The sequence below is a fragment of the Paenibacillus illinoisensis NBRC 15959 genome (assembly GCF_004000925.1).
Lineage (GTDB): Bacteria > Bacillota > Bacilli > Paenibacillales > Paenibacillaceae > Paenibacillus > Paenibacillus illinoisensis.
Genome location: NZ_BIME01000010.1, coordinates 206,004 through 229,086 on the forward strand (window position 1 = coordinate 206,004; position 23,083 = coordinate 229,086).

At 47.2% G+C, this 23,083-nt stretch carries 20 protein-coding genes and 1 riboswitch; of the genes, 16 read left to right on the forward strand and 4 right to left on the reverse strand.

The window, feature by feature from the left end; translation table 11 throughout:
• The first annotated feature begins 218 nt into the window (after positions 1–218).
• A riboswitch (SAM riboswitch) is annotated at positions 219–344 on the forward strand.
• A gap of 240 nt (positions 345–584) precedes the next feature.
• From metA to PIL01S_RS22320, 6 genes are all read left to right on the forward strand, one after another.
• Positions 585–1,502 carry a homoserine O-acetyltransferase MetA gene (gene metA / locus PIL01S_RS22295; RefSeq protein WP_127539433.1) on the forward strand — a complete coding sequence of 306 codons (918 nt, stop codon included), beginning with the start codon at positions 585–587 and terminating at the stop codon, positions 1,500–1,502.
• Between the two features lie 24 nt (positions 1,503–1,526).
• On the forward strand, positions 1,527–2,714 hold the full coding sequence (locus tag PIL01S_RS22300; RefSeq protein WP_127539434.1) for a PLP-dependent transferase: 1,188 nt from the start codon (positions 1,527–1,529) through the stop codon (positions 2,712–2,714).
• Entirely contained in the window at positions 2,707–3,876 is a 1,170-nt protein-coding gene (locus PIL01S_RS22305) for a trans-sulfuration enzyme family protein (protein ID WP_127539435.1), read from the forward strand. Before PIL01S_RS22300 ends, PIL01S_RS22305 begins: the two co-directional genes overlap by 8 nt.
• A gap of 383 nt (positions 3,877–4,259) precedes the next feature.
• Complete coding sequence (gene mqnC, locus PIL01S_RS22310; protein WP_095288286.1) at positions 4,260–5,399, forward strand: cyclic dehypoxanthinyl futalosine synthase; 1,140 nt, start codon at positions 4,260–4,262, stop codon at positions 5,397–5,399.
• Positions 5,400–5,613: 214 nt separating this feature from the next.
• Positions 5,614–6,579, forward strand: a complete 966-nt coding sequence (locus PIL01S_RS22315) for an aldo/keto reductase (RefSeq protein WP_127539436.1) — start codon at positions 5,614–5,616, stop codon at positions 6,577–6,579.
• Positions 6,576–7,589 (forward strand): zinc-binding alcohol dehydrogenase family protein, encoded by a 1,014-nt coding sequence (locus tag PIL01S_RS22320; protein WP_127539437.1) that lies wholly within the window; start codon positions 6,576–6,578, stop codon positions 7,587–7,589. The genes PIL01S_RS22315 and PIL01S_RS22320 overlap by 4 nt, the downstream gene beginning before the upstream one ends.
• Positions 7,590–7,713: 124 nt before the next feature.
• On the opposite strand, the gene PIL01S_RS22325 is transcribed toward PIL01S_RS22320, so the two are convergent.
• The 4 genes from PIL01S_RS22325 to PIL01S_RS22340 all read right to left on the reverse strand — a co-directional run bounded on the left by PIL01S_RS22325 (position 7,714) and on the right by PIL01S_RS22340 (position 11,177).
• Positions 7,714–8,619 carry a YitT family protein gene (locus PIL01S_RS22325; protein WP_127539438.1) on the reverse strand — a complete coding sequence of 302 codons (906 nt, stop codon included), beginning with the start codon at positions 8,617–8,619 and terminating at the stop codon, positions 7,714–7,716.
• Positions 8,620–8,730: 111 nt separating this feature from the next.
• The gene (locus PIL01S_RS22330) at positions 8,731–9,969 is read right to left on the reverse strand and encodes a cation:proton antiporter (protein WP_127539439.1); all 1,239 of its coding nucleotides are present in this window, start codon (positions 9,967–9,969) and stop codon (positions 8,731–8,733) included.
• Between the two features lie 4 nt (positions 9,970–9,973).
• Positions 9,974–10,468: a cation:proton antiporter regulatory subunit gene (locus PIL01S_RS22335; RefSeq protein WP_110821088.1), complete on the reverse strand. Its 495-nt coding sequence runs from the start codon at positions 10,466–10,468 to the stop codon at positions 9,974–9,976.
• A 304-nt stretch (positions 10,469–10,772) separates the two neighbouring features.
• The gene (locus PIL01S_RS22340) at positions 10,773–11,177 is read right to left on the reverse strand and encodes a hypothetical protein (protein WP_127539440.1); all 405 of its coding nucleotides are present in this window, start codon (positions 11,175–11,177) and stop codon (positions 10,773–10,775) included.
• A gap of 172 nt (positions 11,178–11,349) precedes the next feature.
• On the opposite strand from PIL01S_RS22340, the gene PIL01S_RS22345 reads away from it, so the two are divergent.
• The 10 genes from PIL01S_RS22345 (at position 11,350) to PIL01S_RS22390 (ending at position 23,026) form a co-directional block, all read left to right on the forward strand.
• Complete coding sequence (locus PIL01S_RS22345; RefSeq protein WP_127539441.1) at positions 11,350–12,303, forward strand: putative sporulation protein YtxC; 954 nt, start codon at positions 11,350–11,352, stop codon at positions 12,301–12,303.
• Positions 12,304–12,720: 417 nt separating this feature from the next.
• Entirely contained in the window at positions 12,721–14,658 is a 1,938-nt protein-coding gene (gene thrS / locus PIL01S_RS22350) for a threonine--tRNA ligase (RefSeq protein WP_127539442.1), read from the forward strand.
• Positions 14,659–14,865: 207 nt separating this feature from the next.
• Positions 14,866–15,591 (forward strand): 3D domain-containing protein, encoded by a 726-nt coding sequence (locus PIL01S_RS30085; RefSeq protein ID WP_371859983.1) that lies wholly within the window; start codon positions 14,866–14,868, stop codon positions 15,589–15,591.
• Positions 15,592–15,703: 112 nt separating this feature from the next.
• Positions 15,704–15,922 carry a hypothetical protein gene (locus PIL01S_RS22360; protein ID WP_127539443.1) on the forward strand — a complete coding sequence of 73 codons (219 nt, stop codon included), beginning with the start codon at positions 15,704–15,706 and terminating at the stop codon, positions 15,920–15,922.
• A gap of 179 nt (positions 15,923–16,101) precedes the next feature.
• Positions 16,102–17,160: a cell wall-active antibiotics response protein LiaF gene (gene liaF, locus PIL01S_RS22365; protein WP_127539444.1), complete on the forward strand. Its 1,059-nt coding sequence runs from the start codon at positions 16,102–16,104 to the stop codon at positions 17,158–17,160.
• A 3-nt stretch (positions 17,161–17,163) separates the two neighbouring features.
• On the forward strand, positions 17,164–18,201 hold the full coding sequence (locus tag PIL01S_RS22370) for a HAMP domain-containing sensor histidine kinase (RefSeq protein WP_174818723.1): 1,038 nt from the start codon (positions 17,164–17,166) through the stop codon (positions 18,199–18,201).
• Complete coding sequence (locus PIL01S_RS22375; protein ID WP_095359079.1) at positions 18,198–18,860, forward strand: response regulator; 663 nt, start codon at positions 18,198–18,200, stop codon at positions 18,858–18,860. Before PIL01S_RS22370 ends, PIL01S_RS22375 begins: the two co-directional genes overlap by 4 nt.
• Positions 18,861–19,007: 147 nt before the next feature.
• Entirely contained in the window at positions 19,008–20,687 is a 1,680-nt protein-coding gene (locus PIL01S_RS22380; RefSeq protein WP_127539445.1) for a S1C family serine protease, read from the forward strand.
• A gap of 187 nt (positions 20,688–20,874) precedes the next feature.
• Positions 20,875–21,564, forward strand: coding sequence for a response regulator transcription factor (locus PIL01S_RS22385; protein ID WP_095288273.1), 690 nt, complete (start codon positions 20,875–20,877; stop codon positions 21,562–21,564).
• A 1-nt stretch (position 21,565) separates the two neighbouring features.
• The gene (locus PIL01S_RS22390) at positions 21,566–23,026 is read left to right on the forward strand and encodes a sensor histidine kinase (protein ID WP_127539446.1); all 1,461 of its coding nucleotides are present in this window, start codon (positions 21,566–21,568) and stop codon (positions 23,024–23,026) included.
• Positions 23,027–23,083: the final 57 nt, after the last annotated feature.

A 23,083-nucleotide genomic window follows, 5' to 3' on the forward strand; every position in this document is an offset into this window, starting at 1 on the left:
ACATAAGGGTTTGCAACACTTGTTTAGTATACCGCTGGTACATGGTGCTTTCAAGCGCAAAAATGTGTCTATTTCGCGCCCTGAAGCAGTGTATGACAGCGATAGACGAACGGTTCCGGCCTACATGAACAGACATAAAACTACATGCTTGACGTGAGAGGATTAATGTTTTAAAGTAGACGGTGAAGTACACTAAATACACAATTGAATAAGGCGAAATCTTATCAAGAGTAGGTGGAGGGACTGGCCCGATGAAACCCGGCAACCGGCGGTATACCGCACGGTGCTAATTCTTGCAGCGACTAAGTGTCCATTGAGGCACTGTTGTAACTGAGAGATGAGAGAGGCGCATATCTATTTACATATGACCTTTCTCGGAATCCGAGGAAGGTCTTTGTTATATGCACCGACTTCTCAGCACTGATTTTCGCTATGGAACTTGAGTTTGTCAGGTTAGAGCGTTGCGCTATTTGCAATCCTCCACCTATAGACAAGCTCATGGCAGTCTAGAACAATTTTGATGTGAAACACATCAAGCCTGTGATGGCTGCATCTATCTATGCACAAGGAGGAGTTTGTACATCATGCCAATTAAAATTCCAGACGCACTGCCTGCCAAGGAAGTCCTCGCAGGTGAGAACATCTTCGTAATGGACGAGACACATGCTTACCAGCAGGATATTCGTCCACTACGCATTGCTATATTAAACCTGATGCCTACCAAGGAAACAACAGAAACCCAGCTGCTTCGTTTGGTGGGGAATACCCCTATACAGGTTGATATCGTTCTGGTTCATCCCAAGTCCCACATATCGAAGAACACGTCACAGGAGTATCTGAATCTTTTCTATAAAACCTTTGATGAGATTGAACACCGCCGTTTTGACGGGATGATCATTACAGGTGCCCCTGTTGAGCAAATGGATTTCGAAGACGTGAATTATTGGAAGGAAATTCAGGAGATCTTCGATTGGACCAAAACCAACGTCACATCGACCATGCACATCTGTTGGGCTTCTCAGGCTGGTCTGTACCATCATTTCGGTGTACCTAAGGTAGCGCTGGAAGAGAAGTGTTTTGGCGTATTTCCACATACGATTAACAAATCTCACGTACAGCTGCTTCGCGGATTTGATGAAGTGTTCAATGTCCCACATTCCCGTCATACCGAAGTTCGGCGCGAGGATATTGAGAAGAACGATAACCTCGAAATTTTGGCCGAATCGGAGGAAGCAGGCATTTTCCTGGTTGCCACCAAAGACGGCAAACAAATTTTTGTGACAGGGCATGCGGAGTATGATCCATTGTCCTTGAAATGGGAATATGACCGCGATGCATCCAAAGGATTGGATATTGCACTGCCAAGAAACTATTTTCCAAACGACGATCCATCCCGTGTTCCTCCAGCAACCTGGCGGGCACATGCAAACTTATTATTCTCTAATTGGCTCAATTACTATGTGTATCAGGAGACGCCTTACGATATTGGCCCGCAAATCTAATCGAGATTACAGGAGGATACTGCAATGGAAGACAATAAGTTGAAAATCGAAAGCCGCTTGGCTCAAATCGGATCCGTCAATGAGCCGGTGACTGGTGCCGTGAATTTCCCCATCTATCAATCGACGGCGTTCCGCCATCCGAAGCTCGGGCAGAGCACAGGCTTTGACTACATTCGTACAACCAATCCAACGCGTAAGGTACTGGAAGAAGCTGCAGCTGCACTCGAATCAGGTGATGCCGGTTTTGCCTGTAGCTCGGGCATGGCAGCGCTGCAAACGATCTTCGCCATGTTTGGACAGGGGGATCATCTGATTGTCTCGCTGGATCTGTATGGGGGAACGTATCGTCTTCTAGAGCGTATCCTGTCTCGTTTTGGCGTAACGGCAAGCTACGTGGACACGAATGATCTGGTGGCCATGGAAGACATTCGTCAGCCGAACACCAAAGCTGTATTTATCGAGACGCCAACCAATCCACTTATGATGATTACGGATATTGAAGCGGTCAGCTCCTGGGCGAAAAGCCATAACCTGTTGACGATTGTGGACAATACACTGCTGACGCCGTTCTTCCAACGTCCTATCGAGCTCGGAGCAGATATCGTTATTCATAGTGCAACCAAATACCTGGGTGGACACAACGATGTGCTTGCCGGATTGATTATCACCAAGGGCGAGGAATTGTCAGCCGAAATGGCATTCCTGCATAACTCCATTGGTGCGGTACTATCTCCAAGTGATTCCTATCAGTTGATGAAAGGCATGAAGACACTCGCGCTGCGTATGGAGCGTCATGAGTATAATTCACTTACGATTGCCAAGTATTTGCTGGAACATCCATCCGTGGGGGAAGTATATCACCCTGGTTTGTCAGATCACCCGGGATACGAAGTGCAGAAGAAACAATCTAGAGGAAACACAGGCATCTTCTCTTTCAAAGTCAAAGATGCCCGTTTAGTTGAACCGTTGCTGCGCCATATCAAGTTAATTGCTTTTGCCGAGAGTCTTGGCGGCGTTGAATCATTGATGACGTATCCTGCGGTGCAGACGCATGCAGATATCCCGCTCGAAATACGCGACGCCGTAGGTGTCGATGACCGCTTGCTGCGATTCTCCGTAGGAATTGAGCATGCAGACGATCTGATTGCGGATTTGGGAAATGCCCTGGAAGCTGCGCAGCGTGAGGTTGAAGGAGGCGTACATCATGAGTGAGCAGAACAACAAGCAATCCGAATTGAAGTTTGATACCAAGCTGCTGCATTTTGGTGACGAAGTGGATAAAACAACGGGAGCCTCCAGCGTACCTATCTACCAGGCATCCACATTCCATCATTTTGATATCTTTAATCCACCACAGCATGATTACAGCCGTTCGGGTAATCCGACACGTCAAGCGTTGGAGGATTACATCACATTGCTTGAAGGTGGAGCTCGAGGATTTGCTTACTCTTCAGGAATGGCTGCAATCTCCAGTGTGTTCCTGATGTTCTCGGCAGGCGACCACATGATCGTAACAGAAGATGTGTATGGAGGAACATACCGCCTGCTCACGTCCATTCTTAGCAGAATGCAAATTGAGACGACGTTTGTGGATATGACCAATATTGAAGAGGTGAAGGCGGCCATCAAGCCGAATACGAAGGCAGTCTATATGGAGACACCTTCCAACCCGACCCTGCGGATCACGGATATTGCTGCTGTCACATCCTGGGCACAGGAACATGAACTGATCACCATTCTCGATAACACATTTATGACGCCATATTATCAGCGCCCGATTGAGCTCGGCGTGGACATTGTTGTACATAGTGCAACCAAGTTTCTTGGTGGACATAGCGACGTACTTGCCGGACTTGCCGTTGCCCGTACCGAAGAGCTGGGGAGACAACTCAAACAGCTTCAAAATGGGCTTGGTACCGTACTCGGTGCTCAAGAATCCTGGCTTCTGATGCGCGGCATGAAAACACTTGGAGCTCGTATGGCACACAGTGAACAAAGCACGGCGAAGCTGGCTACCTGGCTTAGCGGACGCAGCGATATTACCGCAGTATACTATCCTGGATTGCTGGAGCATCCGGGTCGTGAAGCTCACGAGCGCCAATCCACGGGTTATGGAGCGGTTGTCTCATTTGACGTTGGCTCGGGTGACCGTGCCAAAGCGGTGCTTAACCGGGTGAAACTGCCAATCGTGGCAGTCAGTCTGGGTGCAGTGGAGAGTATTCTGTCCTATCCTGCGATGATGTCCCATGCAGCGATGCCTGCTGAAGTTCGCCTTGAACGTGGCATTACCGATGGGCTGCTGCGCTTCTCAGTCGGGCTCGAAGATATCGACGATCTGATTGCTGATCTGGATCAGGCACTTCAGGAATCATAATCATCATTTTTTTTGGCTAGCCGAACAATCAATAAATCAGTCTAAAAAAGCTTCAATTATAATAGATTGCATATGTCAATATTTTTACTTAAATTTAGGGCACCTTTCCATAAGGTGCTTTTTTTCACATGTAACCTGTGTTACGATAGACAGAGTACAGAAATGCGATGTTGCCACCAGCACTTGCAAGCGATGCGTCTTATGCATAGATTCAATGAGCCGTTTTTTTATTAACCCAGAATGGATCGAAAGGTTCCAATCCACCTAGAATTTCTATTTCTACGCAATCGTTTGGAACCAACCAATCATGCACAAGGCTGGCATATATACAAGTCGGGACGGATCGTGAACATATTTTCTCTTCATGAGGGAGGCTTTTTACGATGAGTACGGTAGACCGTATCTTAGATAAAGCCCTTCGGGGCGAACGATTAGACCTGGAAGACACAATTCAGCTGTTTGAATCGAATGAAGTCGACAAAATCGGGGCAGCTGCCAATGTTATTATGAAGCGTATGCACCCGGAGCCATACAGAACATTTGTCATTGGGCGTAACGTCAACTACACCAACGTGTGTGATGTGTACTGCCGTTTTTGTGCTTTCTATCGCAGACCTGGATCAGATGAAGGATACGTATTGCCGGATGAAGTGATTTTCCAAAAAATTCAGGAAACACAAGATGTGAACGGTACTGAGATTCTGATGCAAGGCGGAACGAATCCCAATCTGCCTTTCAGCTATTACACGGATCTGTTAAAAGCAATCAAAGAACGTTTCCCGAACATCACCATGCACTCCTTCTCACCAGCGGAGATTATGAAAATGGTAGAAGTTTCGGATGGTCTTACGCTGGAAGAGGTCGTACGTGCCATTCACGAAGCAGGACTGGATTCCTTGCCAGGTGGAGGCGCTGAGATTCTGGATGACCGTACACGCCGCAAAATCAGCCGTCTGAAAGGTTCATGGCGCGACTGGATGGACGTTATGCAGACAGCTCACCGGATCGGGATGAACACAACCGCAACCATGGTGATCGGTTTGGGCGAATCGATGGAAGAGCGTGCACTTCACCTGCTTCGTGTACGTGAAGCACAGGATGAGTGTATTGCGAACAAATATGACTCAGAAGGCTTCCTGGCATTCATTCCTTGGACATTCCAGCCGGATAATACGAATCTGAAACTGGAGCGCCAAACTCCGGAAGAATACCTGAAGACGGTAGCGATCAGCCGACTTGTACTTGATAATATCAAAAACATTCAATCTTCATGGGTAACCATGGGTCCTGAAATCGGTAAGAAATCGCTTGAATTTGGCTGTAATGATTTCGGCAGCACGATGATTGAAGAGAATGTCGTATCCGCAGCGGGTGCTACATACAAAGTCAATATTGGCTCGATTCTTCAGCTTATTCGTGAGGCGGGTTATATTCCGGCACAGCGTAATACAAGATACGATATTCTGCGCATGTTTGATGAAGAAGAGAATTCCGTGCAGCAAGATTTTGTCATGCAGAACTAATAAGAGGATTTATTTATATCTAGGTATTAGAATGAAGACCACGGGCTGCCCATTGAAGGGTAATCCGTGGTTTTTTTGTTGGATGCTTGCCATAAGGGGCCATTCCTAGGTCATGAAAGAGTACATATTACGCATATGGCGATATTTTATAATGATATTGAACTGTTAAAATGAAAGAAACGGAGCAACAGACATGCTGGAGAGGAGCAAGTGAATGAAGAGAAGGATGCTTGGCAGGACTGGTCTCGATGTACCTGTGTTGAGTTTTGGCGCTTCTTCCCTGGGTTCGGTATTTCGCGATATTGACCGCGAGGAAGGTATTCGTACGGTACATGCAGCTCTGGATGCAGGAATGAACTATATAGATGTGTCACCCTATTATGGTCTAACCAAGGCAGAGACGGTACTGGGGGAAGCGATACGAAGCCAGCCGCGCAGTTCATATATTTTATCAACCAAGGCGGGACGATACGGAGAGAATGAGTTTGATTTTTCCCGTAAGCGCATTCAGGATAGTGTCAAGGAAAGTCTGGACCGATTGCACACCGATTATATCGATATTCTGTTCCTGCATGATATTGAGTTTGCACCAGCAGAGATCATTATTGAAGAAGCCTATCCAGCCTTGCTGGAACTGAAAGAGCAGGGTGTAATTCGTCATGCGGGAGTCTGTGGTCTGCCCCTGCCCTTGTTCGAGAAAGTGCTGCCGCAGATTGATGCCGATGCCATCATCTCCTATTGTCATTATGCATTGAATGATACCTCATTATTGTCCTTGCTGCCTTTATTGGAAAAAGAGGGAGTTGGCCTCGTTAATGCTTCGCCTCTCTCCATGGGCTTATTAGGTACAAGAGGGACGCCTGCCTGGCATCCGGCAGATGAACGAGTCAAACAAGTCTGTCTTGAAGCTGCGCAGTTCTGTGCAGAGCAAGGTGCGAATATTGCCAAGCTGGCTGTGCAGTTTGCTACGGCAAATGAACAGATCCCAACCACACTGGTGAGCAGCGCAAGTGTAAATAACATCCGTCATAATGCCGAGTGGGTAGATGAACCACTCGATGAAGAGCTTTTGGCAGAGGTACTGCGCATTCTGGCACCCGTTCATAATATAACGTGGACTAGTGGTCGTCCCGAGTATAACGAACCACAACAGAAAGCAGCGAAGGGGGAACAGGGATGAAGGCTGTTGTGTGCGAAGAGATCAATCGTTTGACAATACAGGATACCGACGAACCGATTCGAGCTGAACATGAGGCTATTGTATCCATCAAGCGGATTGGCATCTGCGGGACGGATCTGCATGCTTATAAAGGCAACCAGCCCTATTTTACCTATCCTCGTATTCTGGGACATGAACTGTCAGGGATCATTGATGACATTGGCCCGAATACTGCTGGCCTTCAAGTTGGAGATCAGGTAAGCATTATTCCCTATCTGCACTGTGGTCACTGTATTGCCTGTCGAACAGGGAAATCCAATTGCTGTGCATCCATGCAGGTCATGGGAGTACATGTGGACGGAGGGATGCGCGAAAGAATCAGTGTGCCTGTTTCCCATTTGATTAAGGCGGAAGGACTGACCCTGGATGAAACAGCGATGGTTGAACCGCTCAGTATCGGTGCTCATGCAGTAAGAAGAGCAGGTGTGCAGCCAGGGGAGCAGATTATAGTCATCGGGGCAGGACCGATCGGACTTGGGGTCATGGCTTTTGCGAAACAGGCCGGGGCCCGAGTAATCGCCATTGATCGGAACCTGGACCGATTGGCACTAAGCCGCACCTGGGCTGGGGCAGATGTTGTAATACAGGCAACAGATCAAGTGGTAGAGCAGGTAGCTGAAGTGACAGAAGGGGATTACGCTGCCGCTGTATTTGATGCAACAGGCAATGTGCAGTCCATGAATGAGGCCATTCGGTATGTAGCTCATGGCGGACAATTGATCTATGTGGGATTGGTCAAAGCCGATATTACGTTTCATGATCCTGAGTTTCATAAGCGAGAGATGAGCATACTGGGCAGTCGTAATGCAACGCGTGCGGATTTTGAGCAAGTGATATCGACTTTGCGGCAGAAAAAGCTTAGCATGGATGGCTACATTACGCATCGGGAGCCTTTAACTGAGCTTCCTTCCGCCATGGACAAGTGGTTGCTCCCAGATACACATGTGGTAAAAGCTATAGTTGAACTGTAAAAGTGTAGGGTATCGAAAATAAAGAAACAGTTATAAAAAGCAGGAATAAAAAAACCTCTCTCTAACCTTGTGATAAAATATCACTTTAGGTTAGAGAGAGGTTTTTGGGGTTCAAGTCGTTGGGTCATTTCTCCGGATGGGTGATAATACCAGCGTGCGGATCAATATGGCGCACAATGGATTTCAACCAGATCATCTCCAGAAAATGAACTTCATAGTACAATGCCCCCGGAATGTGATGAATCCATCCTTCAGCAGGCAATAAGGAAGCAGATTCTGAAGAGGGTACAGGAGATCCGGGTTCCCGTCGCAGACGCTTGCGAACGGCTTTTTCAACCTGCGAGCTTTGGGTAGTCAGAATGTACAGTTTGCGAGTGGTCGTAAATCCGCGAAATGCGATATAGACCGTTTCATACGCAATAAGATAGGCAATAACAGAGTACATCGCTTGATCCCAACCAAAGACAACACCAGCGGCTGTCAGAATCAACAGGTTGAGCAGCATGATTATTTTTTCGATAAGCATCCGTTTCCCGCTAAATACCCGTTCAGGTGGCCGGGAGGACGGATCACCGATTTCCAGCGTATCCAGTGTCCCGCCATACCGCACCACAAGTCCGATTCCAACACCCAGACATAATCCGCCGAACATGGCGGCAGCCAGCGGATGTTCAACCAGAGGCGGCATGGGATGAAGCACGATGGCACCAATCGAAAAGACAACCAGACCCAGTACAGTAACGAGTACAAATTTCTTTTGCACCAGCCTGTAGGATAAAAATATAAACGGAACATTGAATAGGAACAGGAACAATCCAATCCTCATCTCAGTCCAATGGGCGAACAGAGAAGATATGCCTGTAATGCCTCCAATAATAATCTTATTGGGATGCAGGAATAATTCAAGTCCCACGGAGGCCAGAATCCCACCGGCGATCACCAGCAAAAGATTCAGGAAGCGTCGCGTGGATGATATTCTGGTCTTAGCGGTTTGTGGCACCGGATTAGCCGATATCAGAGGTGCTTTCATACGTCATCCTCCTTTGTGCGGCTGGCGAGCCATTCTCCCTGGGTTGATCACAGAAGATCGGCGAGGAGCCGCAGTTACGATCCTGTGCCTGTTCTGAACAGGCACAGGTTTTTATCCTTCTTTCTGTAAAACCTTCGGTTCTTCTTTCTTCTTCCGAGGATCTTTGAACTTGAATATTTTATCCAAAATTCTAAACACATGTTTGGACTCTTTGGTTAATAACGGTCCAAGAATGGCCAGAATCAGTACGTACAGTGCGGCAAACGGCTGGAGAAGCGGCAAGAGTCCACCGGCTTTACCCATGTTGGCCATGATGATCGAAAATTCACCGCGGGATACAATGGTTAAACCAATATTAGCAGAAGCTTTCGGAGACAGTCCCGCACTGCGTCCGGCCAGCATACCTGCCAGGAAGTTACCAAATAGCGTAATAACAACAGCAATCAAAGCCAGCCACACGGCATCTCCGCCAAGGGACAGAGGGTCAATGGACAATCCGAAGCTGAAGAAGAAGATGGCTCCGAAGAAGTCACGGAACGGCAGGATTAGATGCTCAATCCGTTTGGCATGTTCTGTCTCTGCAAGGACCAGACCAACAAGTAATGCACCGATGGCCTCGGCCACGTGAATGGTTTCGGAGAATCCGGCTACCAGGAACAATGCACCAAAAATCACAAGTGAAAACAATTCATTGGAGCGTATTTTAAGCAGTTTGTTGAGCAGCGGAGTCGCTTTGCGCCCCAGTATGATGACAATAAGCATGAATCCAAGCGCGATAAGCGCGGATACGATGACGCCTCCGATCGAGGATGAGTCACTGAGCACCAATCCGGATAGGATGGAGATGTAGACAGCCAGGAACACATCTTCGAACATGATAATTCCAAGTATCATTTCCGTTTCCGGATTGGCTGTACGTTTCAGATCGACTAACACCTTGGCCACGATGGCACTGGAGGATATGGTGGTAATCCCAGCAATAACAAGTGCCTCAGCAGGTGGGAAGCCGGAAGCAAATCCGAAAACTAATCCAAGCGTAAAGTTAATCCCGATATAAATCGAACCGCCGACGGCAATGGATTTACCGGATTTGATCAGACGTCCTACCGAGAATTCCAATCCGAGATAGAAGAGCAGGAACAGGATACCAATCCGGCCCATAAATTCGATGAAAGGCTGACTTTCAATAAAACGGAAGTCCAGATGCCATATTTTCATGGCATGTGGACCAACCGCCATCCCGATCAGAATGTAAAAAGGGACGACCGAAAAACGCAATTTGGCAGATAAGAGGCCAGCGGCAGCAATGAGAACGAGCGCCAGTCCTACTTCAAAAATCAGATGATCCATCGACTCACCCCCTTCCGGTCAGGAGGAGGGATTTGAAGAGTTTCTGTTGGTTGCGTTCGCCAACGGCAACAACGGTAGACTCAGCAGTAATCACGACCTCAGGACCGGGGCTGATATGTTTTTTGTGGTTTTTCTCTACAACGGCAATAACCGTTGCCCCAGAGTTTTGACGTACGTCCAGTTCACCGATGGACTTGCCGATGCATCCATAGGAGGATTCGACTTTGTACCATTCGATGATCAGATCATCAAAAGTAACTTCAATATTTTCAAGCTGTTTTGGCTTATAGGTCAATCCGCCAACGATAGCGGCAATTTGTCTGGCTTCATAATCATCGAGCGTAATCATGGAGATGCTTTGATCCGGATCGTCGTATTCAAAATGGTACATTTCACGCCGTCCGTCATCATGAATAATGATCACAATTTTATCTCCGCTGCTCGTTTCAATCTGGAACTTCTTGCCGATTCCCGGCAAATCAGTTTCACGTACATCCATGGATAATATGCCTCCTTAAATTGAGGGCTGGCCACAGAAGACAGGCTTATTTCCCGAAAATAGAATGATCTGTATTTGGAAGAAACATTAAATGATGCGGGCAAACAGAGCCAGGTACTCCTGACACACAGCCGTATACATTGAATTTTGAACAAAATTGGATATGACAAATACAACATCGTGACACACTGTTAACCTTGTCGTTAACTAACGTTTGCTTAAAGGGTTATAAGTTATGCACAAGTACACCGTCTGTTGGACAGAGATGTCTCTATGCATGGCAACCGAACATACGGTGCAACGCCTAGTGAAGGGCGTTTACGTATCTTGGTGCATGAGGGGCGAGGGACAAATACATACTGGTGAATTTAATGGGTAGCAGAAATAATCTGCGCTTAAACAGACAAATCAACGGTTTAAAGGGCAGACGCGGAGTAGGAATTCGCAGCATCAGCAATAAGGCAAGCACCAAAGTTACAGGCTTGTTATTCGTCACTGCAATCAGCTTAACCATGACTTGCGAGTATTTGCGGATAGCAGGTTTTTGCTGAGTTTCGGGTATTTGTAATAACACTTCCTTATTGGAAGTGGCATCAACGGATACGCCAACAGCGGATTCTGTCTGCATCGGAATAGGGAAGCACAACGCTTGGAACAAACACAAAATGATGATAAAAGCACTGCGAAGCATTCTAGGTTGTTGTCTCATTTTGGCTTCCCCCCTTTTCCGTGAAACATACTGTTATCAAAATAATAACACATTTTTGTCTGAACTCCAAACCTCTTTACAAATATACTGAGAAATGATGACACGCTTTCCATCAATCCGCTTCGTATATCCCCATCGGCCTTGCCATATACTTTGAAGAGGAAGGAAAGGAGTGATTCTTGTGGAGCTGTTCGCCGTATGGACCGATGTGTCAGGGCAAGAGGAAGCAGATCAATTTTACCGCTGCATCAAAGAAAAAACCAAAGGTTTACATATAAGCAAAAGAGGTTTCCGGCTCACCTTCAAACATAATGACGGCAAAGCAGCCTGGGTCTGCAGAGGGAATGAAAATCACGCGGATTTTCAGCAGTGGCTGCCCCAGATCAGTGATTTGCTTGCCAAAGGACTGGCCGATTTCATTATGGATACCCGGGAACGCTCCATTGTAGAAAACATGATTTCCAAGGCCTGTTCCGTTATGGATGAATATGAAGTGGAGAAGGTACACCGGATCTGCATGCCCTTGTTATTCAACGGTGATCTGGATCAACCAGGGCTTCGAGAGAAGCGGCGCTTAACCCTCGCAGGTGGTCTTAGACATGATCTGGAGGAGGTTCATTTCTTTCACCTGGAAGGCATTCTTCATTTTCGAATGAAGCAATACAAACAGGAACTGCACGAACTGGTGGAGTATGCACTGGATGAATTCTGGATGGATCGTCAATACGAAGAATTCATGGGACTGTTAAAATATTTTGTGTTCTTTCAGGAAGCCAAAGTTCCTTTGGTCCATCTGGTGCACAAAGGCTCGCATGAATTTCAGGTTCTGGATGCAGGGCTTAACCAGCTCCCTGTACAAAAAGATGAGCAAGTCGTCGTGGAGATGCCTGGTCTTGAACTGGAAATGGATATTGAAGACATGATTGTAAGCACACTTATATCGATATCTCCCGAAAAAGTGATGCTTCATACAAACACACCCGATCTGCCGATTATATCGACGATTCGTCAGATCTTCGAGGACAAGGTTCAATTATGCCATCATTGCCCGGAGTGTGAAGTGCTTCGTTCCGGCCTGCTGTCAGGCCTTGACGCAAGTGATCTCGGCAATTATAATAACTGTTGATCCATGAATTAATGAACATGTTTTTATGGATGAACTTTTACCAATAAGCAAAAGCGTTGACAAAGACAAGGACCATACGCACGGTCGGTGCAGAGAGAGGGAACCAGGCTGAAATTTCCTCCGGATGCCACGTTTGGTTTACCCCTTTGTAGCTGCAGTTTTGAAAACGGAGATGAATGTAATCGTTCCGTGAGTAAGGATATGCCGGGTCATGCCCGTTACCGTCATGCCAATGAGGGCTGTATTTTCAATGAAGAATGAAGCAGCTGAATTAGGGTGGAACCACGAGTATACAACACTCGTCCCTTTGCCGGGACGGGTGTTTTTTGCGTTCTTTGCCAATCAGCAGGGATAGCAATAGATCATCAGTCCATGATGTTGATGGACAAGGTTACATTTACAGGAGGAATGAGACAAATGGCAGTTAACATTAAACTACCGGATGGTTCAGTACGTGAGTACGCCGATGGCAGCAGTATTGAGGACGTAGCAGTATCCATTAGCAGCGGATTGCGCAAAAACGCCGTAGCAGGGAAACTGGATGGAATTGTGGTGGACTTGTCGACCAAGCTTCACGAGGGAGCTTTGGTAGAGATCGTAACTTTTGATTCACCAGACGGACTTGAAGTGATGCGTCATAGTACAGCTCACTTGCTCGCTCAAGCTGTGAAGCGCCTATATGGCAGCAAAGAGGTTCACCTTGGCGTTGGACCTGTCATCGAAGACGGATTTTACTATGATATGGACCTGGAACACCCGCTTAACCCGGAAGATCTGCAAAAGATCGAGAAGGAAATGGAACGTATCGTAAGTGAAAACCTGCCGATTGTGCGCAAGGAAGTCAGCCGTGCTGAAGCAATCAAAACGTTTGAAGAAGTGGGCGATCCTTACAAACTCGAATTGATTCGTGATCTGCCGGAAGACAGCGTAATTACCATTTATGAGCAGGGCGAGTTCTTCGATCTGTGCCGTGGACCTCATGTACCTTCCACAGGCAAGATCAAAGTGTTCAAATTGATGAATGTCGCTGGTGCGTACTGGCGTGGTGACAGCAAAAACAAAATGCTGCAGCGTATTTACGGTACAGCTTTTGTGAAAAAGGCTCAGCTGGATGAGCATCTGCACTTCCTGGAGGAAGCACGTAAACGCGATCACCGCAAGCTGGGTAAAGAGCTTGAAATGTTCACGTTCTCCCAACTGGTTGGACAAGGTCTGCCAATCTGGCTGCCAAACGGTGCCAAACTGCGTCGTACGCTGGAGCGTTACATTGTAGATTTGGAAGAAAGTCTTGGATATCAGCACGTATATACACCGGTTCTCGGTAATGTGGAATTGTACAAAACGTCTGGACACTGGGAGCACTACCAAGAGGACATGTTCCCTAAAATGGTAATGGATAACGAAGAACTCGTTCTCCGTCCAATGAACTGCCCGCACCATATGATGGTGTACAAGTCCAGCATGCACAGCTACCGTGACCTGCCGATCCGGATTGCCGAGCTCGGCATGATGCACCGATACGAGATGTCTGGTGCTCTGACTGGCTTGCACCGTGTTCGTGCAATGACCTTGAACGATTCACACATTTTCTGTCGTCCAGATCAGATCAAGGAAGAATTCGCTCGTGTTATTGAATTGATCCAAACGGTTTACAAGGATTTTGGTATTCATGAATATCGCTTCCGTCTGTCTTACCGTGATCCGCAGGATACCGAGAAATATTTCCAAAACGATGAAATGTGGGAAATGTCCCAACGCATGCTGCGTGAAGTTGTGGAAGAACTCGACTTGCCTTTCTATGAAGCAGAGGGTGAAGCAGCATTCTATGGTCCCAAACTCGACGTGCAGATCAAAACAGCACTGGGCAAGGAAGAAACATTGTCCACCGTACAACTGGACTTCCTGCTTCCAGAACGATTCGAACTGGAATATGTCGGAGATGACGGACAAAAACATCGGCCGGTCGTTATTCACCGCGGCGTAATCAGTACAATGGAACGTTTCACTGCATTCTTGCTGGAGAACTTTGCGGGAGCATTCCCACTGTGGCTGTCTCCTGTTCAAGCAAAAGTCATTCCGGTATCCGGAAACTTCGATGATTACGCACGTGAAGTGGAAGCGAAACTGAAACGCGCGGGAATTTCTGCTGAGGCTGATTTGCGCAACGAGAAGCTTGGATACAAAATCCGTGAGGCACAACTGGAGAAAATGCCTTATATGTTTGTTGTTGGTGAGAATGAGCGCAGTGCCGAATCCGTGTCTGTGCGTAAACGCGGAGAAGGCGATCTCGGCATGAAACCTGTGGATGAAATCGTAGCTCAACTGAAAGAAGAAATCAGCACAAGATCAATATAAATAGATGCATTTGAGAAAGACTGTCAGGGCGTGGCCTAATCCATGCTCTAGACGGTTTTTTTCTATTTCTCATGTGCTGGAACCTAGTGGAGTAGAAAATGTATAAGCATTTTGCTTTTTGGAAAACCTTTGCAGTAAGGGGGAGGTTTTAAAATGAAAAAGCAAAATGCAATGAAAACAAAACAATTACGGGTTCTGATTTCAATTATGGTCATGTCCATTGGGTTGGTATTGTCCTGGAATCAGGCAGAGGCGTATACATTTGAAGAGGAAAATGAAGTGCTGCATGTAATCAAGCGGCAGGATCAAGCTGCAACGCGTCAAGTTGAAAGTCAGTCCGAGTTATCGATCCATGATTATGAATACAGTGATCAGGTACAGGTCACGACGATGGTTTATATGGCTTTATTGTGGTCTCCGCAGCCCATTGTCATTCCTAAGCCGGATGTCCCAGGCAAGCAGCTTGTACTCGACCCATCCATGCCTGTGATGGCGCCGCGCTCAGAACAGGTACTGGGAACGCAAAAGGTGACCGCGACGGGTTACACGGCAGGTGTAGAGTCAACCGGTAAAGGACCAAAACATCCTCAGTATGGTATTACTTACTCTGGGGTGAAGGTACGTAGAGACAAAGAAACGGTGTCAACCATTGCTGCTGACCCCAAATTATTCCCGTTAGGTTCCATCCTCTATATTCCGGGGTATGGTTACGGTATCGTGGCGGACACAGGTTCTGCCATCAAGGGTAATAAAATTGACCTTTATTTTCCGACCACGAAGCAAGTGTATAAGGAATGGGGCAAAAAGGACGTCGAGGTACAGGTGATTAAACAAGGTGACGGAAAGTGCACGGAAAAGATGCTGGACGAGTTGTCTGAAGCGATCGATGTGTACAAATCCGTGCCGGATTCATGGTTAGACAAGGCCGTTTAATTTGGGATGTTAAGGATGAATAACTGTAGTGCTCTCTTCACATAATACTGACTGGGGACGAACCCCGCGCAGCAGCAGTGCAGCGTAAATATGAAGAGAGAGGTGATTCGTTGTGGCTAAAAGAACACAAGGACAAGGGTACCAAACGCCAAACGAGAAGTACAATGCTGAGTTTGGACAAGAAACTGCGGCAAGCAAAGTGAAGCAATCCCAGCAAAACAAAGTACAAGAAAATTTCCAAACACCTGATGAAAAATACAATGCAGAGTTCGGTGTAGAAAACACTGGACAAACAGGCCAAGTAGGCCGTGCAGGCAAATTTCAAAAATAAATAATGATTCAGGCACCCTGGAGCAAACGCTCCAGGGTGTTTTAGTTTTTGATAAATTTTACATAAATATCCTCAATCCTCAGTCTGGAGACCGAGACGAATTCCATCTGCCGCCGCTGTTATCGAATCCTTGTCTGAGGTACACTGGATACAGAATACAGACGAAGGAGACATGAGCGATGAAACGATCTATGCGAGACCGCTGGTGGGTTGGCATACCGTTGATTGCCGTTGGTGCAATCATTTTGTTTCGGCAATTGGGTTATGACATTGATATAGGATATATATTTAGAACATATTGGCCGCTGTTTTTAATCTGGTGGGGCGTAAAAGGAGTGACTGAAATTCGTCGCAATGGCGGTTATGCCATGATTGGACCTGTCATTGTACTTGCTATAGGCGGATACTTCCTGTCACGAAATCTCGGCTGGATTGATTATTCCATGGGTGAGTTCATTCGTTATCTCATTCCAATCATGTTAATTGGAGGAGGGCTGTTTGTTCTGATTGGGCCTCGTCGCCGGGATCGCAAACATCAGGACAAAATGCAGCCACCACCGCCGCCTGAACCTTATCAGCCCTTGTCTTCCGAGGACCTGGAAATGCCTTCTTCTTTTGATGAGCAATTCGAAAAGACGTTTGGCAAACCCAAACAGGAGCCTAAAAACTACCATTATGATCCATACGCCAATGCGGCTGAAGATGAATTGCATCAGGGACAGCAGCATAAGAAAAAGCATCATTCTCATTCCCATAGCCATACTCATTCCCATGGTCCAGATGGTAACGGCTATGGAAGTCACTATGGTGATGGCGGAGGCGGATACGGTAGTGAATATGAAGATTACGGCAACAGAAATACCGTTAACAAATCAGCATTTATCGGTGACCTCTACATGGGACAGGAAGTGTTCTCCCTTAAACCAATGAATATCTCGGCGTTTATCGGTGATACGGTTATTGACTTGACGAAAGCCCAAATCCCTTATGGCGAAACCAAAATTAATATTTCCTCATTTATTGGGGATGTAAAGGTATTCGTGCCGGAAGACATGGATCTCGGAGTCACTGTCACCACGAACTCCTTTATAGGAGATATGTCGCTGTTGAACCAAAAACGGGGTGGATTCCTCAGCAGTGCCCAGGCGGAAACTTCCCATTACCGGGAAGCAGGAAAAAAGGTTCGGATCGTAGTAAGTGTATTTATCGGAGACGTCAAAGTAAATAAGGTGGGTTAACGTATGATTCGAACGATTCTCAAGGCCAACAAGTGGGAACTGATGATGTATTTTGTCCTGACCGGGCTGATTACGCTGGGCGGGTTCTACTTGCTGTACGGAGAGGTGTTAATGGGAACAGGACGACAGCGCGCATGGACGTATGTGGCTGTCGTTGTGCTGGCGACTGTAGTTACCGGATATATTGCTGCACTGCGGCTTCAGCGCAAAATCGACCTGCTCGATCTGAATATGCTGAAAGTATCCAAGGGGAACTTGGCCGTTCGCATGCCTGAGGCAGATGATGCCTCTTTCGGCCGGGTATACCAGGAGTTTAACGTCATGATGGATTCGATTGAGAAAAAAATGAGATTGCTCCAGCGTCTGGGCGAGCAGGAAGTGATCGAGAAAGAACAGGCTTCCGAACGAGCGGTTCTTGAAGAACGCAGACGGATGGCGAGGGACCTGCATGATACGGTCAGCCAGCAGCTGTTCGCCATTCATATGTCAGCGTCTTCCCTGCCCAAACTGCTGGAGATGAATCCGGAGCACGGAAACAAAGTACTCGACCAATTAATCCAAATGTCGCATATTGCACAACGTCAGATGCGTGGTCTTATTGCGCAGCTTCGTCCGGTAGAACTTGAAGGAAGGGACCTGGCTGAGGCACTGGATCGATGGTTTCCTGATTATTGCAGACAGAATGGATTAAAGGGAGTGAAAGAGCTGGAACTGGATGGCGGCGTCTCGGATGCCATCGAGCACCAGCTGTTTCTTGTTATTCAGGAGGCCGTCGCCAATGTAGTGAAGCATGCGGAGGCTGGGCTTGTTAGTCTGTCCATACGGGAGAGCGAGCATCAGATCAGCATGAGCATAAGCGATGACGGTCAGGGCTTCTTGCAGCAAGTTGAGCGGCCAGGGTCCTATGGATTGTCCACCATGCGTGAACGGGCAGAAAAGCTTGGCGGGGATGTCCAGATTATTTCAAAACCGGGAGCGGGAACGACAGTACGGGTGCTTATCCCGAAATTCCCGGATGAACCAGAGGGGGAAACGGAATGAACGGAAAAGTGAATGTAATGATTGTAGACGATCATGATATGGTGAGAATGGGCTTGAAAACGTACCTGATGCTTGAGCCAACATTTCATGTCATGGGAGAAGCGGGAAATGGACAGGATGCGCTTAACCAGCTCCGCAAGCTGGATCAGAGCGAGATGCCTGATCTTATATTGATGGACCTGATGATGCCTGTCATGAACGGGGCCGAGGCAACGCAAGCCATCATGAGTGAATTTCCGGGTTCCAAAATAGTTATGCTTACTAGTTTTCTCGAGGATGATTTGGTGGTGCAGGCCATTGAGGCGGGAGCAGTCAGCTATGTCCTGAAGACTGTATCTGCTGAAGAATTAATCTATGCGCTTCAGGGAGCCTATCGGGGAATGCCTGTCATGACGGGAGATGTGTCCCAGGCGTTAACCCGGGGAATCAGGCAGCGCACCGCGAGAGAGAACGAATCCGGTCTGACCGAACGGGAGAAGGAAGTTCTTTTGCTCATTGCAGAAGGCAAAACCAACAAAGATATTGGGGAAGAACTACATATTAGTATCAAAACCGTTAAAACACATGTAAGCAACCTGCTAATGAAGTGCGAAATGGATGATCGGACACAACTGGCCATTTACGCTCATCGTCAGGGTTGGGTGAAGAACAAGGACTAAAATGCTGATTTATCGGGAAAAATGTGCTATTATTACGTGCTTTTATCTCCTTTTTAATTGTTTTTAAGGTACGGTTAAGGTTTAAAGTACAAAATAAGGACAGTTAAAGAATATCTCTTGTGAAAAAGAGATTGGGAGGTAGAAAGCATGGACGAACGTAATTATAGACCGAACCGTCAAGACGAGGAAGACCAAACAAAGCATGCGGATAACCGCAATACATCCGGAACGGACGAATCCTCTTACTATTATTCTTATGGACCTTTTCAGTCCGTGAATCAGGAAGATACAGCAAGCAGTCATGTGAACCCTAGCGAGCGTGAAGAGGGCAATGTACAGATCACAAGACCCGATCCTGTCAAGCCGCTTCCGATGTATTACAATAATGGATCTTCCGAACAGGCGGGCCGCGGCAACGGAGGCAGCGGTTCCGGAAACGGTGGAGATGGTGGCAGCGGTGGCAAAAACGGAAATGGAAACTGGAACTACAACAACCGTAAGCCTCGCTCCTCGGTCAGATCATTATTGTTTTCCTTTATAGCAGGGATGCTGGTCATTACAGTACTGATGTACACGGCAGACCGCACGAACATGTTTACTCCGCAAGAAGCCTTAACAAGTGCAGAGAATCAAAGCACAAGTCAGGAATCGACTTCTACGAATACGGGCAGCAGCAATAATGTGACTGCATCACTTCTGCCAACAGGTAAAGAGGATGTCTCTTCTGTAGTGACGAGCACAAGTCCTGCGGTTGTAAAGATTGAAACATTAGCTAAGCAGTCCACGCGAAGTGGAAGCCAAGGTGGATCCACGATGAGTGATCCGTTATATCAATACTTCTTCGGTAATGGAGGTAACGGAAGCGGTGGCACGGATAGCAACCAAGGCGAGCAGCAGCAGCAGGGAAGCAATCAGCTTGTTCCGCTCGGCATTGGTTCCGGATTTATTTTTGACAAAGAAGGATATATCCTAACGAACCAGCACGTTATTCAAGGTGCAGATGTCATTCAGGTTACACTGGAGAACAACAGCAAACCTTACGAAGCCAAACTGCTGGGAAGCAGCTTCGATCTTGACCTTGCTGTATTGAAAATCGAGAAAAACAGCGGAGACGATGATTTCCCTGTTGCTCCGCTTGGCGACTCAAACAGCACACAAGTTGGTGAATGGCTTGTTGCCATTGGTAACCCAGAAGGGTTCGAGCATACTGTAACTGCAGGTGTACTGAGTGCCAAAGAACGTACAATCAGCATTCCGGACGAAGAAACGGGCAAAACGCGTGAATACAGCCATCTGCTGCAAACCGATGCGTCGATTAACCCAGGTAACTCAGGTGGTCCGCTGCTTAACCTTAACGGTGAAGTCATTGGTATGAACGTAGCTGTTAGCGCTGATGCGCAAGGTATTGGATTTGCCATCCCTTCAAGTGTCATCTCGGATGCCGTGAAATATCTGAAAGAAAATAAAGAAGTTCCAAAAGAGCCGGTACCGTTCATCGGTGCGTCCCTGATGGCGCTGACGCCTGAAGTAGCGAAACAAATGGGAACGGATATTACTGAAGGTTCTGTCGTAGCCAGCACCATCTATCAGTCTCCGGCTTACCAAGCCGATCTGCGTGCCTATGATATCATCACGGGTGCGAATGGAACGCCGTACAGCACAAGCCAAGACCTGATTGATTTCATCAAAACTCAGGAAATCGGCAGCGAAGTTACGCTGAATGTGGTACGCGATGGTAAGAAGATGGATATCAAAATTAAAATCGGCAACAAAAATGACTATGATACTTCACAAACATCTGATCAACAGCAACAAACACAACCATAATTTGAATGGTGGTTCGAGATTCAGAAGAGCGGAAGGGTTTGAGGGCCCTTTCGCTTTTTTTGTCCTAATGAAGGCATGATTACAGATACCAAGCAAGGCTTGGAGAAGCGAAAAATGCGGCCAAGATGCAGACTAGGCTTCTGGCTGTTACAATGAGATTAAAATGTGAGAATAAAGGAGAAAGACCATGCGCTCAACTATTTTGATTGTGGATGATGATGAAAAAATCGTGTCCATGCTCCGCCGGGGGCTGGCGTTTGAAGGCTATGAGGTACAGACTGCTTCCAATGGTGCTGAGGGTCTCAGTAAATTAATGGATAAGGAACCGGATGTAGTGGTGCTGGATGTGATGATGCCTCAGATTGATGGTTTCGAAGTATGTCGCCGTTTAAGGGAAGCAGGAAGCAAAGTACCTGTGCTCATGTTAACCGCGAAGGATGAGGTTCAGAGCCGGGTGACCGGCCTGGATACCGGAGCGGATGATTATCTGGTGAAGCCATTCGCACTGGAAGAGTTACTGGCCCGTGTTCGCGCCTTGCTGCGTCGTAAATCGGATATTGCAGAAACGCCGGATAACCGGCTCGTCTACGAAGATATTATATTGGATAATGACTCACGCGAAGTACTGCGTGACGGGAAACGTCTTGAGCTGACAGCGAAGGAATTCGAACTATTGAACTTGTTTATGCAAAATCCGAAAAGAGTACTCTCCCGTGATCTGATCATGGATAAGATCTGGGGCTATGATTATAGCGGGGAGTCAAACGTACTGGAAGTATATATTGCGATGCTCCGGCAAAAAACGGAAGAGTATGGAGGCAAACGCTTAATCCAAACGATTCGTGGAGCGGGTTATATTCTGAGAGGTGACTCCTGACATGTCCATTCGGTTAAAACTAACCGCATGGTATTCTGGCATCTTGGCAGCTGTGCTTATTTTTTGGGGTGTCGTAATCTATGCCTTTGTTTATTTCAATACGTATCAGGAAGTCGAACAGCAGCTAAAGTCGAAGAGTGCGCGTATTACAGACCAGATCGGAGTTAACCCGTTATCTCAGACGCTTGATCTGGACCCATTTACCGAGAGTCAGCTGCAGGAAGCCCAAATTTACATTCAACTCTGGGATTACCAAAGTCAGTCTGGCAAAATCTCAGGAAACATGGAGAAGGTTCGCATCCAATTTCCGGTTTTGAAGACGAATGAAATAGTAGAAAAACGCGGGATATCCAAGATTTACGTGAATGGCACTCCTTTTCTGGTCAATCAGCAGCCCCTTTCTCTTTCGGGAACCAATGAAATTAGGGGGCTTCTTCAGGTCGGTGCCAATGTAAGTTCACAGGAACGATTGCTGGAGGCGCTGCTTAATATTCTAATCTTTGGCTGGCTTGTGGCCATGGCACTGGCCATTACTTCAGGTCTCATTCTTGCCCGCAAATCGATGCGCCCACTCGTCAATGTCATTGATGCAGCCAATCAGATTCAATCCGGTGACGATCTGAGTGTCCGGATACAATATACGGGTCCCAAGGATGAAATCGGTCGTCTGATTGAAACGGTGAATAACATGCTCGAACGGACAGAACTGTCCTTCCGCGGCCTGGAGGAGACCAATGCTGCTCAGCGCAGATTTGTATCCGATGCCTCTCATGAGCTGCGTACACCGCTGACGACGATCCGGGGAAACGTGGATTTCCTGAAAAAGTTATGGGATCAGGAAGGAAATGACCGACCGAATCTGGATGAGGAGACCGTCAAGGAGATGTCGCTTGAAGCGATTGAAGATATGGCGGACGAAGGCAAACGCATGAGCAGGTTGATTAGTGACATGCTGTCACTGGCTAGGGCCGATACAGGACAGAAAATAGAATTGAATCCGATTCCGCTGCAAATTCTGGTGCAAGAAGTGGCTCGCAGAGCACATTTCCTCGATCACCACGCAGAATGGCGGGTTGGCGATTTATCGATTTTAAATGGAATTTATGTGAACGGCAGCAAAGACTATCTTCAGCAGATGCTCTTTATTTTCATTGAAAATGCGTTCAAATACACACCGGACGGATCGGTAACGCTTGATGCTATCCTATACAAAGGCCAGGTTGGTCTCCGGATCAGTGATACAGGCATCGGTATGGATAAGGATGAGGTGCCGTTTATCTTCGATCGTTTCTATCGTGCAGACGAATCCCGCGGAGCTACACCGGGCATTGGACTGGGGTTATCCATCGCTAAATGGATTATTGAGGAGCATATGGGCTCCGTTGAGGTCGTGACCAGACGCGGTGAAGGAACGACTTTCATCATCTGGATGCCAGTTGTCTTTGCTCCACCTATCGAATAAAGGTATAATAGACTGGACTGCAATTACATCGGCAGTGATGCTGAAAAAGAAAGCGGG

Excerpts from the sequence above, each read along its gene's own strand:
- metA (WP_127539433.1), top strand. The coding sequence starts at position 585 with ATGCCAATTAAAATTCCAGACGCACTGCCTGCCAAGGAAGTCCTCGCA.
- PIL01S_RS22300 (WP_127539434.1), top strand. The coding sequence starts at position 1,527 with ATGGAAGACAATAAGTTGAAAATCGAAAGCCGCTTGGCTCAAATCGGA.
- PIL01S_RS22305 (WP_127539435.1), top strand. The coding sequence starts at position 2,707 with ATGAGTGAGCAGAACAACAAGCAATCCGAATTGAAGTTTGATACCAAG.
- mqnC (WP_095288286.1), top strand. The coding sequence starts at position 4,260 with ATGAGTACGGTAGACCGTATCTTAGATAAAGCCCTTCGGGGCGAACGA.
- PIL01S_RS22315 (WP_127539436.1), top strand. The coding sequence starts at position 5,614 with ATGAAGAGAAGGATGCTTGGCAGGACTGGTCTCGATGTACCTGTGTTG.
- PIL01S_RS22320 (WP_127539437.1), top strand. The coding sequence starts at position 6,576 with ATGAAGGCTGTTGTGTGCGAAGAGATCAATCGTTTGACAATACAGGAT.
- PIL01S_RS22325 (WP_127539438.1), bottom strand. The coding sequence starts at position 8,619 with ATGAAAGCACCTCTGATATCGGCTAATCCGGTGCCACAAACCGCTAAG.
- PIL01S_RS22330 (WP_127539439.1), bottom strand. The coding sequence starts at position 9,969 with ATGGATCATCTGATTTTTGAAGTAGGACTGGCGCTCGTTCTCATTGCT.
- PIL01S_RS22335 (WP_110821088.1), bottom strand. The coding sequence starts at position 10,468 with ATGGATGTACGTGAAACTGATTTGCCGGGAATCGGCAAGAAGTTCCAG.
- PIL01S_RS22340 (WP_127539440.1), bottom strand. The coding sequence starts at position 11,177 with ATGAGACAACAACCTAGAATGCTTCGCAGTGCTTTTATCATCATTTTG.
- thrS (WP_127539442.1), top strand. The coding sequence starts at position 12,721 with ATGGCAGTTAACATTAAACTACCGGATGGTTCAGTACGTGAGTACGCC.
- PIL01S_RS30085 (WP_371859983.1), top strand. The coding sequence starts at position 14,866 with ATGGTCATGTCCATTGGGTTGGTATTGTCCTGGAATCAGGCAGAGGCG.
- liaF (WP_127539444.1), top strand. The coding sequence starts at position 16,102 with ATGAAACGATCTATGCGAGACCGCTGGTGGGTTGGCATACCGTTGATT.
- PIL01S_RS22370 (WP_174818723.1), top strand. The coding sequence starts at position 17,164 with ATGATTCGAACGATTCTCAAGGCCAACAAGTGGGAACTGATGATGTAT.
- PIL01S_RS22375 (WP_095359079.1), top strand. The coding sequence starts at position 18,198 with ATGAACGGAAAAGTGAATGTAATGATTGTAGACGATCATGATATGGTG.
- PIL01S_RS22380 (WP_127539445.1), top strand. The coding sequence starts at position 19,008 with ATGGACGAACGTAATTATAGACCGAACCGTCAAGACGAGGAAGACCAA.
- PIL01S_RS22385 (WP_095288273.1), top strand. The coding sequence starts at position 20,875 with ATGCGCTCAACTATTTTGATTGTGGATGATGATGAAAAAATCGTGTCC.
- PIL01S_RS22390 (WP_127539446.1), top strand. The coding sequence starts at position 21,566 with ATGTCCATTCGGTTAAAACTAACCGCATGGTATTCTGGCATCTTGGCA.